Annotated in this window: 10 protein-coding genes; 4 read left to right on the forward strand and 6 right to left on the reverse strand. The window is 63.4% G+C overall.

The genetic code is table 11. The features are described 5' to 3' along the window. Positions 1–157: 157 nt before the first annotated feature. On the reverse strand, positions 158–2,449 hold the full coding sequence (metE, locus tag FQ664_RS21775) for a 5-methyltetrahydropteroyltriglutamate--homocysteine S-methyltransferase (protein ID WP_144174809.1): 2,292 nt from the start codon (positions 2,447–2,449) through the stop codon (positions 158–160). 316 nt (positions 2,450–2,765) lie between these two features. Between metE and FQ664_RS21780 the strand changes: the two genes are divergently transcribed. Then, positions 2,766–4,253 (forward strand): methylenetetrahydrofolate reductase C-terminal domain-containing protein, encoded by a 1,488-nt coding sequence (locus FQ664_RS21780; RefSeq protein ID WP_144174811.1) that lies wholly within the window; start codon positions 2,766–2,768, stop codon positions 4,251–4,253. Here the strand turns inward: FQ664_RS21780 and yjiA are convergent. The 3 genes from yjiA to FQ664_RS21795 all read right to left on the reverse strand — a co-directional run bounded on the left by yjiA (position 4,213) and on the right by FQ664_RS21795 (position 7,669). Then, positions 4,213–5,190 (reverse strand): GTPase, encoded by a 978-nt coding sequence (gene yjiA / locus FQ664_RS21785; RefSeq protein ID WP_144174813.1) that lies wholly within the window; start codon positions 5,188–5,190, stop codon positions 4,213–4,215. The two genes, FQ664_RS21780 and yjiA, sit on opposite strands and share 41 nt — an antisense overlap. A gap of 201 nt (positions 5,191–5,391) precedes the next feature. After that, on the reverse strand, positions 5,392–5,589 hold the full coding sequence (locus tag FQ664_RS21790) for a YbdD/YjiX family protein (protein ID WP_013974210.1): 198 nt from the start codon (positions 5,587–5,589) through the stop codon (positions 5,392–5,394). 13 nt (positions 5,590–5,602) lie between these two features. Next, positions 5,603–7,669, reverse strand: a complete 2,067-nt coding sequence (locus FQ664_RS21795) for a carbon starvation CstA family protein (protein WP_144174815.1) — start codon at positions 7,667–7,669, stop codon at positions 5,603–5,605. A gap of 178 nt (positions 7,670–7,847) precedes the next feature. Between FQ664_RS21795 and FQ664_RS21800 the strand changes: the two genes are divergently transcribed. Together FQ664_RS21800 and FQ664_RS21805 are read left to right on the forward strand one after the other, a co-directional pair. Beyond that, positions 7,848–8,210: a PilZ domain-containing protein gene (locus FQ664_RS21800; protein WP_144174817.1), complete on the forward strand. Its 363-nt coding sequence runs from the start codon at positions 7,848–7,850 to the stop codon at positions 8,208–8,210. 262 nt (positions 8,211–8,472) lie between these two features. Next, entirely contained in the window at positions 8,473–9,990 is a 1,518-nt protein-coding gene (locus FQ664_RS21805; protein ID WP_144174819.1) for a nucleobase:cation symporter-2 family protein, read from the forward strand. 173 nt (positions 9,991–10,163) lie between these two features. On the opposite strand, the gene radA is transcribed toward FQ664_RS21805, so the two are convergent. Beyond that, the gene (radA, locus tag FQ664_RS21810; protein ID WP_087503190.1) at positions 10,164–11,534 is read right to left on the reverse strand and encodes a DNA repair protein RadA; all 1,371 of its coding nucleotides are present in this window, start codon (positions 11,532–11,534) and stop codon (positions 10,164–10,166) included. A gap of 174 nt (positions 11,535–11,708) precedes the next feature. On the opposite strand from radA, the gene mscL reads away from it, so the two are divergent. After that, positions 11,709–12,128 (forward strand): large-conductance mechanosensitive channel protein MscL, encoded by a 420-nt coding sequence (mscL, locus tag FQ664_RS21815; protein ID WP_144174821.1) that lies wholly within the window; start codon positions 11,709–11,711, stop codon positions 12,126–12,128. Positions 12,129–12,185: 57 nt separating this feature from the next. Here the strand turns inward: mscL and FQ664_RS21820 are convergent, their stop codons facing one another. Beyond that, a complete protein-coding gene (locus tag FQ664_RS21820; RefSeq protein WP_144174823.1) occupies positions 12,186–12,962 on the reverse strand; it encodes a ferredoxin--NADP reductase in 777 nt (258 codons plus the stop codon). Positions 12,963–13,051 lie beyond the last annotated feature (89 nt).

The raw sequence follows: 13,051 nt of genomic DNA on the forward strand, positions 1-13,051 counted from the left end.
TGTGCCTGGAGATTGCTGAAAGAGGCCGAAGACGGTTCTACTGAGAAATTGCCTTCGGCCATAGAATCTCCCACAGGGACGCCACTGACGCTGAATCCAGTGATATCCCTGTGGGAGCGGGTTTACCCGCGAAGAGGCCGGTACCGGCAGCGAATGATCAGGCGGTAGCGCGCAACTCGCGAGCAGCGGCAACCATATTGATCAGCGCTGCCTCGGTCTCCGGCCAGGCACGGGTCTTCAGCCCGCAATCCGGGTTGACCCACAGGCGCTCGGCCGGAATACGCCGGGCGGCCTTGCGCAGCAGCTTGACCATTTCCTCACGGGTCGGCACCCGTGGCGAGTGAATGTCATACACACCCGGGCCGATCTCGTTGGGGTAGGCAAAGCGCTCGAACGCCGCCAGCAGCTCCATGTCCGACCGCGAAGTCTCGATGGTGATCACGTCGGCATCCATCGCCGCGATCGACTCGATCACGTCGTTGAACTCGCTGTAGCACATGTGGGTGTGGATCTGGGTTTCGTCACGCACCCCCGAGGCACACAGGCGGAAGGCCTCGGTGGCCCACGCCAGGTAATCGGCCCAGGCACCGCGGCGCAGTGGCAGGCCTTCACGGAAGGCCGCTTCGTCAATCTGCACAATCCTGATACCCGCCGTTTCCAGATCGACCACTTCGTCGCGGATCGCCAGCGCCAGCTGGCGCGCCTGCACTTCGCGGCTCACGTCTTCACGCGGGAACGACCACATCAACATGGTCACCGGGCCGGTCAGCATGCCCTTCATCACCTTGCTGGTCAGGCCCTGGGCGTACTTGATCCATTCCACGGTCATGGCCTTCGGCCGACTCAGATCACCAACGATCACCGCTGGCTTCACACAGCGTGAACCATAGCTCTGCACCCAGCCGAAGCGGGTGAATACATAGCCGTCGAGCTGCTCGGCAAAGTACTCGACCATGTCGTTGCGCTCGGCCTCGCCGTGCACCAGCACATCCAGGCCCAGGTCCTCCTGGATTTTCACCGCATGACGGATCTCGCTGTGCATGGCCTCGACATAATCGGCCTCGCTCAGCTTGCCCTGCTTGTAGGCCTGGCGTGCCAGGCGAATCGCCGCGGTCTGCGGGAACGAACCGATGGTGGTGGTCGGGAACGCCGGCAGGTCGAGCCCTGCACGTTGCTTGACGATACGTTGGGCAAACGCCGACTGACGCTGACTGTCCGCGGGCTTGACGGCCGCCAGGCGAGCTTGCACGGCAGGCTTGTGAATACGCGGCGAGGCAGCGCGGCTGGCCTGCACGGCCTGGCTCTGCGCCAGCGCGGCGGCCACGTCGGTGGCTTGTGGGGCATTGATGGCCTTGGCCAGCAGCGCCACTTCCTGGCACTTCTGCACGGCAAAGGCCAGCCAGCTATGCAGTTCGGCATCGAGCTGGTCTTCACGGGCCAGGTCCACCGGGCTATGTAGCAGCGAGCAGGACGGCGCCACCCACAGCCGCTCACCCAGGCGCTCATGGGCATGGCGCAGTACCTCCAGTGCCTTTTCCAGGTCGCAGCGCCAGACATTGCGACCGTTGACCAGGCCCAGCGACAGCACCTTGTAGGCCGGCAGGCGGTCGAGGATGGTCGGGTACTGCTCGGGCGCCCGCACCAGATCGATGTGCAGGCCATCGACCGGCAGGTTGGCGGCCAGGCCGAGGTTGTCCTCCAGGCCGCCGAAGTAGGTCGCGATCAGCTTCTTCAGTGGTGCCCGCTGAAGGATGTTGTAGACGCGCTCGTAGGCGTTCTTCCAGTCCTGAGGCAGGTCCAGGGCCAGGATCGGCTCATCGATCTGCACCCATTCCACGCCCTGGGCAGCCAGGCGGTTGAGAATCTGGTCATACACCGGCAGCAGGCGGTCGAGCAGCTCCAGCTTGTCGAAATCGCCGCCCTTGGCCTTGCCCAGCCACAGGTAGGTCAGCGGGCCGATCACCACCGGCTTGACCGCGTGGCCCAGGGCCTGGGCTTCTGCCACCTCTTCGAACAACTGCTCCCAGCTCAGAACGAACTGCTGGTCGGCGCTGAACTCGGGGACCAGGTAGTGGTAGTTGGTGTCGAACCACTTGGTCATTTCCTGGGCGTGAGCGCCACCGCAGCAGCTGTCACCCACGGCGCCACGGGCCATGGCGAACAGGGTTTGCAAGGTTGGCCTGGCGCCGTCATGGTTGCGAAAGCGCTGCGGGATCACGCCGAAGGTCAGCGAGTGGGTCAGCACCTGGTCGTACCAGGCGAAGTCACCGACCGGCAGCAGTTCGATGCCGGCGTCTTTCTGCACCTGCCAATGGCGGGCACGCAGCTCGCGACCGACAGCGCGCAGGCCGGCTTCATCGAGTTCACCCTTCCAGTAGGCTTCCTGGGCCTTTTTCAGCTCGCGGTCGCGGCCGATACGTGGAAAACCCAGGTTGTGTGCCAGTGCCATGTCTTGTCCCTCAGCATGCATAAATGAATGAGGGGGATTTTCCGGGCGCCGGTATCTTGAGACAAACTCATTAAATTTGAGATGAACTCAAGGTTTTCTCATGTTCGTGAATTTGTACTGCCTGTACGGGCCCTTTCGCGGCTAAAGCCGCTCCTACAGGTACCGCGCCACCCTGTGGGAGCGGCTTTAGCCGCGAAAGGGCCGGCACAGGCAAACCCGAATGTCTCATTCAGAGCACCACCCTGCGTATCCGGACATGACCCGACCCGCCTTCTGTCGCACAATGCCAGCCTGACCACACCAGGTACCCGGCCCCATGAGCCTGCTGAAAACCGCGCTGCGCGAAAACACCTTCGTCTGCGTCATGGAGTTCGTCCCCAAACCCTCCGCAGAACGCTTCGCCGCCATGGATGCGATCCTGGCCCGTGCGCACCTGTGCGGCTGGCCAATGACCGTGGCCATCGGCGACCGCGTCGGCAGCCCGCTGGACATGTCGCCACTGGACGCCCTCGCCTCGTTCAGCAACCCGGTACCCGCCCTGCCGCATTTCTCCGGCAAGGACCGCGAACGCCACCATCTGCTCGCCCAACTGCAACGCATGGATGCCGCCGGCCTCGACCAGCTGCTGCTGCTGACCGGCGACCGCCTGCCCGGCCACCAGCCTGGCCAGCGCCCGGTGCGCTACCTGGAGTCGGTAGCAGCCCTGCAGATCGCCCGCCAGGCCTGCCCACACTGGCTGCTTGGCGCTGCGCTGAACCCGTTCAAGTACTGCGAGGAGGAAGGCGGCGCCCAATACTTCAAGGCCGAGAAAAAGCTGGCGGCAGGCGCCGACTTCTTCACCCTGCAACTGGGTTTCGATGCCGGTAAACACCAGGAGGCCATGCACTGGATGAGCCGCCAGGCCACGCCCAGGCCGATGCTGGCCTGCCTGATGAGCCTTACCCACGGGCGTGCGGCGATGCTCGAGCACGTGGCTGGCGTGACCGTTACGCCGTCCATGCGCGACATGCTGGAAGCGGAAACGACGCAGTCCAAGGCCTTTGCCCAGGCGCGCAGCGTCGACCGTCTGGCCTTGCAGATCATCGGTGTGAAGCTGATGGGCTACGCCGGCGTGCATCTGTCGGGGGTTCACGAACTCAAGCAGCTGCTGGCGCTGGAAGCACGCATTGAGCACTGGCAGGCGCAAATCCACACGCTGGAACAATGGGCGCCGGCCTGGCAGGCCAGCTGGCAGATGCCCGGCCTGCCGGCAGTCAGCTTCCATCCGCCGCAGGCAAGCTGGCGCCTGGGCGAGTCACGGGTCGATGCCTCGTTCAAAGAGAAAGCACGCTATCACCTGATGCACGGCATGCATTCGCTGCTGTTCAGCCGCCGTAATGGCCTGAGCAAGGCATTTGGCTGGGCCGTGCGCCAGCCTTTGTGGGCCACACGCCTTGGCGCGCAGATGCTGCACAAGGTGGAACACGCGGTGAAGCAGTCGCTGGTAGGCTGCGACACCTGCGGCCGCTGCCGCCTGGAAGACACCCTGTACATCTGCCCGGAAACCTGCCCCAAAGGCCTGGCCAATGGCCCCTGCGGCGGCACGGCGCTGAACCGCTGCGAGTTCGGCGACCGCGAGTGCATCCACAGCGTCAAGTACCGCACCGCCAAGGCCGTGCGGCAAACAGCGCTGCTGACCGAGCGCCTGATTCCGTGCATCGAGCTCGAGACACGCCACCGCAGCTCATGGCCGCAGTGGTTCCAGGCCCAGACACCGCGTCAGCTCAGCCCGCAGCCAGCGCCTCGAACCCAGCCCGAATCGTAGCTTCGGGCAGTTCGTCGGCGATGAACACCATCACGCTCTCGCGGGTTTCACCCTCGGCCCACTCGGCGTCCCAGTCGAAGCCGTAGAGCTTGAGCACGCCCTGGAACACCAGCTTGCGCGCTTCACCGGCAATGTTCAGCACGCCCTTGTAGCGCAGCAGTTGCTTGCCGTGGGTTTCCAGCAGTTCGTTCATGAAGTCGCTGAGCCGGTCGATGTCCAGCGCGGTTTCCGTGCGCAGCACCAGCGTGGAAATCCGGTCCGGGGTAGCGGGCTTGAGCAATGGGCGCAGTGTTGGTTTCAGGTTCGCGCCCAGATCGGGATTGAGGTTGAAACCACGTACATCCAGCAATTCAGCCAGGTCGATGCGACCATGCTCGACCACGCGGATCGCGGCCCGGCCATTGATGCGGGCCAGGCGCTCGCGCAGGGCCTCGACCGCAGCGGGCTCGACCAGGTCGGTCTTGCTCAGCAGCAGGCGGTCGGCAAAGCCGACCTGGGCCTGGGCGATGGTTTGGGTCAGGTGCAGCTCGGCGTGGGCGGTATCGACCAGGGTGATGATGCCATCGAGGATGTAGCGCTCACGCAGGTCCTCGTCGATAAAGAAGGTTTGTGCCACCGGTGCCGGGTCGGCCAGGCCAGTGCATTCGATTACCAGGCGGTCGAACACGATCTCGCCGGCATCCAGGCGTTCGAGCAGCAGGTACAAGGCGCGGGTCAGGTCGCCGTGAATGCTGCAGCATACGCAGCCATTGGCCAGGGTCATTACCTGCACCGGCTCGTCACCCAGCAGTTGGCTGTCGATGCCAGCCTCGCTGAATTCGTTTTCGATCACGGCAATCTTCAGGCCATGCTCGGCCTTGAGCATGTGCTTGAGCAAGGTGGTCTTGCCGGCACCGAGGAAGCCAGTGAGTATGGTTACGGGAATAGGCGTCTGCACGCAGAACATCTCCTGTGCAGTGAAATTTGGAGGGTGTACCGCGGGCCCTTGTGGGAGCGGCCTTGTGTCGCGATAGGGCCGCAAAGCGGCCCCGGCAATATCTGCAGCGAAGCTGAAAATGTGGGGCCGCGCTGCGGCCCTATCGCGACACAAGGCCGCTCCCACAAAGACCGCGCTAGCCGAACAGGCTAGCGCGGGCCATTAGCAGCACTTGGGCCCGGACTTGCCGCCGTAACGCGCTTCCTGACGTTCGCGGAAGAACTCCTCGTACGTCATGACGGGCTTGTCCGGGTGCTTGGTCTGCATGTGCTCGACATAGTTGTCGTAGTCGGGCATGCCGACCATCAGGCGGGCTGCCTGCCCCAGGTATTTACCCAGTCGACCCAGGTCGTTGAACATCGCGGCAGTCCTCTCAAGCGTCAGGCAGGGCCTGGAACGGGGTTTCCTTGTCGGTACGTTCCTTGCGGCCGAGGGCGGCGAAGCCGACCTTGACAGCGAAGAACAGCACGCTGAACACCACCACCAGGAACAACACGGTCAGGCCGGCGTTGGTGTAGGCGTTGAAGATCACATGCTGCATCTGCCCGATGTCCTTGGCCGGGGCCAGTACCTGGCCGGCGTCCAGCGCGGTGCTGTACTTCTTGGCCAGGGCCAGGAAGCCGACCGCAGGGTTCGGGTCGAACAGCTTGATCAGGCCCGCTGTGGTGGTGCAGATCAGCAGCCACACGGCCGGCAGCAGGGTGACCCAGACGTAGCGCTGGCGCTTCATCTTGATCAGCACCACGGTGCCGAGCATCAGGGCGATACCGGCCAGCATCTGGTTGGAGATGCCGAACAGCGGCCACAGGGTGTTGATGCCACCCAGCGGGTCGATCACGCCCTGGTACAGCAGGTAGCCCCACAGGGCCACGCAGCCGGCAGTACCGATCAGGTTGGCGGTCCACGATTCGGTGCGCTTGAGCGCCGGCACGAAGCTGCCCAGCAGGTCCTGCAGCATGAAGCGCCCGGCCCGGGTGCCGGCGTCTACCGCAGTAAGGATGAACAGCGCCTCGAACAGGATCGCGAAGTGGTACCAGAAGGCCATGGTGTTTTCACCCGGCAGCACCTGGTGCAGGATCTGCGCGATACCCACCGCCAGGGTCGGCGCACCACCGGCACGGGCCAGCACGGTGTGCTCGCCAATGTCGCGAGCGGTGGCCTCGAGCTGCTCGGGGGTGATCAGGAAGCCCCAGCTGCTGACCGTTTGCGCCACCGACGCCACGTCGGCACCGACCACCGCGGCCGGGCTGTTCATGGCGAAGTACACGCCCGGTTCGATTACCGAGGCGGCGACCATGGCCATGATGGCTACGAACGACTCCATCAGCATGCCGCCGTAGCCGATGTAGCGGGCGTTGGTTTCGTTGTCCAGCAGCTTCGGCGTGGTCCCCGAGGAGATCAGCGCGTGGAAACCGGACACCGCGCCACAGGCGATGGTAATGAACAGGAACGGGAACAGGGTACCCTTCCACACCGGGCCGGTACCGTCGGTGAACTGGGTCAGCGCCGGCATTTTCAGCTCGGGCGCGATGATCAGGATACCGATGGCCAGGCCAACGATGGTGCCGATCTTGAGGAAGGTCGACAGGTAGTCACGTGGCGCCAGTACCAGCCATACCGGCAGTACTGCGGCGACAAAGCCATAGCCCACCAGCATCCAGGTGATCTGCACGCCGGTGAAGGTGAACGCCGGGCCCCAGGTCGGATCTGCGGCAATCTGGCCCCCCAGCCAGATCGAGGCCAGCAGCAGCACCACGCCGATGACCGAGATCTCACCGATATGGCCCGGGCGGATGTAGCGCATGTAGATGCCCATGAACATCGCGATCGGGATGGTCGCCATCACCGTGAACATGCCCCACGGGCTTTCGGCCAGGGCCTTGACCACGATCAGCGCCAGCACCGCGAGGATGATGATCATGATCAGGAAGCAGCCGAACAAGGCAATGGTGCCCGGGATGCGGCCCATCTCCTCGCGCACCATGTCGCCCAGCGAGCGGCCGTTGCGGCGGGTGGACAGGAACAGGACCATGAAGTCCTGCACCGCACCGGCCAGCACCACGCCGGCGATCAGCCACAGCGTGCCAGGCAGGTAGCCCATCTGCGCGGCGAGTACCGGGCCGACCAAGGGGCCTGCGCCAGCGATGGCGGCGAAATGGTGACCGAAGAGGATGTGCTTGTTGGTCGGGACGTAGTCCAGGCCGTCGTTGTTGAGCACCGCCGGGGTGGCACGGCGCGGGTCGAGCTGCATCACCTTGGTGGCGATGAACAGACTGTAGTAGCGATAGGCGACCAGGTAGAGGGCCACTGCCGCGACCACGATCCACAAGGCATTGATCGCCTCGCCGCGACGCAGGGCAACCACACCCAGCGCGCAGGCTCCTATGACTGCCAGCGCCAGCCACGGAATGTGGCGTAGCAGGCTATTATTGTTGTTCATGGTTTGCTTCCAGCTGGTGGATTGGAAAAGACCGCCCATCGAGTCTAGGGCGAGTCATCGCGCATTGCCACACTTGCTTTGGTCTAGAGCCTCTGCGGCCAGATTGCGGTACCTGATGCACATGCCACTCTAACTATAGTCAGGATGTCACCTGAGGACTTATTCGAGGATCTATCCCATGAGCGATCACGACGAACGCCGCCGCTTTCAGCGCATCGATTTCGACGCCCCCACCGAGCTGCGCCAGGGCCTGGATCGCTGGCCTGCCAAGCTGCTGGACCTTTCACTCAAGGGTTTGCTGATCGAACGCCCGGCCAACTGGGATGCCGACCTGACCCAGGATTTCGACGCCATCATTCACCTGGGCCCCGATGCACGCGTGCAGATGCAAGTTGAACTGCGCCACGAAGAACCGGACCGCCTGGGCTTCATCTGCCTGTACATCGACCTCGACTCGATGACCCATCTGCACCGTCTTGTGGAATTGAACGTAGCCGACAGCACCGAAATGATGCGTGAGTTGCGCGAACTGATCGAATAATGAAATCTCTTAGCTAGCTAATGGCATCCCGCCTGGTGTTTCCTGTCTACCCAGACAGCTTTAAGCCTGGGTAGCAGCGCTTTGTACACACCCCTCTAGCACAGCCTCTGACGAGTTGGTACGCCTTCTGCATTGGGTTCTCGGACACCTTGCGGGCACCATGGTGCGCGCTCCGATCAAAATATTGTATACAATTCTTGTGGCAATCATTAGCAGGAAGTGTCTACAGTAGCACCACAACAATAAACAGAGAGCCTGCTCCATGACTACGTCCCCTAGCACGTCTCCCGCCAAGCGCCCGGAGGATGAAAACCTCGGCCTTGGCGCCAACCTGGCCTATGGTCTGCAGCATGTGCTGACCATGTACGGGGGGATCGTCGCGGTACCCCTGATCCTGGGGCAGGCCGCGGGCCTGAACGGCGCCGAAATCGGCATGCTGATCGCCGCTTCGTTGTTTGCCGGTGGCCTGGCAACCCTGCTGCAAACCCTCGGTCTGCCGTTCTTCGGCTGCCAGTTGCCGCTGGTGCAGGGCGTGTCGTTCGCCGGTGTGGCGACCATGGGCGCAATCCTCAGCAGCGAGGGCGGCGGTGGCCTGCCGGGCGTGCTCGGCGCGGTCATGGCGGCGTCGCTGATCGGCTTCCTGATCACCCCGGTGTTCTCGCGCATCACCAAGTTCTTCCCGCCGCTGGTGACCGGCATTGTCATCACCACCATCGGCCTGACCCTGATGCCCGTGGCCGCCCGCTGGGTAATGGGTGGCAACAGCGCCTCGCCAGAGTTCGGCAGCGTGGCCAACATCGGCCTGGCAGCCCTGACTTTCGCCATCGTGCTGCTGCTGAGCAAGCTGGGCAGCGCGGCCATCTCGCGCCTGTCGATCCTGCTGGCCATGGTGGTCGGCACCCTAATCGCCTGGGCACTGGGCATGGCCGACTTCAGCAAGGTCACCGAGGGCCCGATGTTCGCATTCCCCTCGCCGTTCCACTTCGGCATGCCGGAATTCCATATCGCCGCGATCCTGTCGATGTGCATCGTGATCATGGTGACCCTGGTGGAAACCTCGGCCGATATCCTCGCCGTGGGTGAGATCATCGACACCAAGGTCGACTCCAAGCGCCTGGGCAACGGCCTGCGCGCCGACATGGCGTCAAGCATCCTGGCGCCGATCTTCGGCTCGTTCACCCAGAGCGCGTTCGCCCAGAACGTCGGCCTGGTAGCCGTGACCGGGGTCAAGAGCCGCTACGTGGTGGCCACCGGTGGCGTGATCCTGGTGGTGCTCGGCCTGCTGCCGATCATGGGCCGGGTGATTGCCGCAGTCCCTACGCCGGTACTGGGTGGCGCGGGCATCGTGCTGTTCGGCACCGTGGCGGCCAGTGGTATCCGCACCCTGTCCAAGGTCAGCTACAAGAACAACGTCAACCTGATCATCGTCGCTGCCTCGCTGGGCTTCGGCATGATCCCGATCGCCGCACCGACCTTCTACCACCACTTCCCGAACTGGTTCGAGACCATCTTCCACTCGGGCATCAGCTCGGCGGCGATCATGGCCATCCTGCTGAACCTGATCTTCAACCACTTCACCGCCGGCAACTCGGACCAGCAGTCGGTGTTTGCCGCCGCGTACGAGCGCACCATCCAGTACTCGGACATTTCAGCGCTGCGTGATGGCGACTACTTCAAGGATGGCAAGCTGTTCGATGCCGAGGGTAATGAAGTACCGATGCTGGAACTGGATGAGCATGGCAATGAAACGGTCAGGCGCAGTGCGGTTGCCGAGCATTGAGCGCTGACTGAGCGGTGAGGTGGGGGCCGACGCGCATCGTCGGCCCCTTTTTCGTTTGCCTGCCCCGGCCCTTTCGCGGGTGAACCCGCTCCCACAGGGTTTGCACAGTCCTGAAGCTGATGCAGTACCTGTGGGAGCGGGTTTACCCGCGAAGAGGCCAGTACAGGTGCGAATTACTCGAACAGTGCATCCAGGGCTTGCTCCAGCCGGGTAACGGCAATCACCTGCAACCCCGCCGGCGCCTCTTTCGGCGCATTGCCCTTGGGCACGATGGCTCGCTTGAAGCCATGCTTGGCGGCTTCCTTCAAACGCTCCTGGCCACTGGGCACCGGCCGCACCTCGCCGGACAGGCCGATTTCGCCAAACACCAGCAGGCCATGGGCCAGGGGCCGGTTGCGCAGGCTGGACATCACCGCCGCCAGCAGCGCCAGGTCCGAGGCGGTTTCCAGCACCTTCACCCCGCCTACCACGTTGAGGAACACGTCCTGGTCATGGGTAGGAATACCACCGTGGCGGTGCAGCACTGCCAGCAACATGGCCAGGCGGTTCTGATCCAGGCCCAGGGTCACCCGGCGCGGGTTGGCCAGGTGGCTGTCGTCGACCAGCGCCTGCACCTCTACCAGCATCGGCCGGGTACCCTCCCAGGTCGCCATCACCACGCTGCCCGGCACTTCCTCCTGGGCGCGGTTGAGGAAAATCGCCGAGGGGTTGGACACCTCCTTCAGGCCACGGTCGGTCATGCCGAACACGCCCAGCTCGTTGACCGCGCCAAAGCGGTTCTTCACCGCCCGCAGCAGGCGCAGGCGGCCATCGGACTCGCCTTCGAAATACAGCACGGTGTCGACCATGTGCTCGAGTACCCGCGGGCCGGCCAGCGAGCCTTCCTTGGTCACGTGGCCGACCAGGAAGATCGCCGTGCCGCTCTGCTTGGCGTAGCGCACCAGCAATGCCGTGCTCTCGCGCACCTGGGCCACGCCGCCGGGTGCCGATTGCAGCTGCTCGGTGAAAATGGTCTGGATCGAGTCGATTACCATCACCCGTGGTTTTTCCTGGCGCGCCGTGGCGATGATGGTCTCGATACAGGTTTCGGTCATCACCTTGAGCTGGTCCTGGGGCAGGCCCAGACGCCGCGAGCGCATGGCCACTTGCTGCTGCGACTCCTCGCCGGTGACATACAGCGCCGGCATGCCCACGGCAATGTTGCACAAGGTCTGCAGCAGGATGGTCGACTTGCCGATGCCGGGGTCGCCACCGATCAGCACCACCGAGCCGTCCACCAGGCCACCGCCCAGCACGCGGTCCAGTTCGGTGCTGCTGGTGGTGAAGCGCGGGATTTCCTCGACGCTGACTTCGGCCAGGGTCTTGATCTGCGCCTGCTGCCCGGTCCAGCCGGCTCGGCCGCTACTGGGCGCAGCGGCGCCGCCGCTTTCGATCATGGTCTCGACCAAGGTGTTCCAGGCCCCGCATTCGCCACACTGGCCGGCCCATTTGGGGAAGGTCGCACCGCACTCGGTGCAGCCATACAAACGCTTGGCCTTGGCCATGGCGGGGGTCTCCTGGAAAAAACCGCCATGATAGCCGAGCCGGACGTGTCTCGAACGCCTCGGGAGGCGACAAAACTATTCGTTATATTTGCAGTCAGTAGCCCGGGCCACAGCGCATGAAGCGTTTAAGTGGCTACACTGCGTAAACTTACCTTTTGTTACAAGGAACCAAACATGGGCATGATCAGTGAGTTCAAGGCCTTCGCGGTCAAAGGCAATGTCGTCGACATGGCTGTCGGTATCATCATCGGCGCGGCCTTCGGCAAGATCGTCTCGTCTTTCGTCGGTGACGTGGTCATGCCACCACTGGGCCTGTTGATCGGTGGCATGGACTTCAGCGACCTGGCAATTACCCTGAAGGCCGCCGAAGGTGACGTTCCGGCGGTGATGCTGGCGTATGGCAAGTTCATCCAGACCGTGATCGACTTCGTGATCGTGGCCTTTGCCATCTTCATGGGTGTGAAGGCGATCAACCGCCTGAAGCGTGAGGAGGCTGTAGCACCGAGTGCACCGCCTGTGCCGTCTGCCGAAGAGACCTTGCTGACCGAGATTCGCGATTTGCTCAAGACGCAGAACCAGAACCGGTTGCCCTGACGTCGCCGAGACCGTTGTGGGAGCGGGCATGCCCGCTCCCACAACGGTCCTCTGACCTTACCAATAGTTTTCCACCGCCACCTGCCCCGGCCGCTTGCTCAGGCTCAGCTGCAGGTCCCGCGCTTTCAGCACCTTGCGCGTATCGTCAATCATCTCCGGGTTGCCGCACAGCATCACCCGCGAATGTTCCGGCGACAACTCGAGCCCCGCCGCCTTCTCCAGTTGGCCATTCTCGATCAGAGTGGTAATACGCTGGTTCAACGCCCCCGGGTGCTGTTCACGGGTCACCACCGGAATGAACTGCAACTTGCCGGCGAATTCGGCCAGGTAATCGCGCTGCTCCAGCCCGGCGATTTCATCCACATAGGCCAGCTCTTTCGCTTCACGCACCGAGTACACCAGCTTGATGGCGTCGAAACGCTCCCAGGCCTCGAAGTCCTGCAGGATCGACATGAACGGCGCAATGCCAGTACCGGTCGCCAACAACCACAGGTCGCGGCCACCGACGAAACGGTCGAGGGTAAGGAAGCCGAAGGCCTGGCGGTCGATCAGCAGGGTATCGCCTGCCCCCAGCCGGCTCAGCTCGCTGGTGAACTCCCCACCTGGCACCACGATGGAGAAGAAGTCAAGGTGTTCGTCATGGGGCGCGCTGACCATGGAGTAGGCGCGCCACACCACGCTGCCATCGGCCTTGGTCACGCCCAGGCGGGCAAACTGGCCGGAACGGAAGCGGAACCCCGCATCGCGCGTAACCCGCAGGCTGAAGAGGTTCGGCGTCAGTGGCTGAACATCGAGCAGGGTCTGGCGGGTGAACTTTTCGGCGCTAGCGGTCATATCGGGCTCCAGGTTTGGCGTGCGCACAGTGTCGCGCAAAGTAGCGCGGATAAAAACCACTGCTTTGTAGGGCCTCATCTTCGGCGATC

The sequence above is a fragment of the Pseudomonas persica genome (assembly GCF_900291015.1).
Classification (GTDB): Bacteria; Pseudomonadota; Gammaproteobacteria; order Pseudomonadales; family Pseudomonadaceae; genus Aquipseudomonas.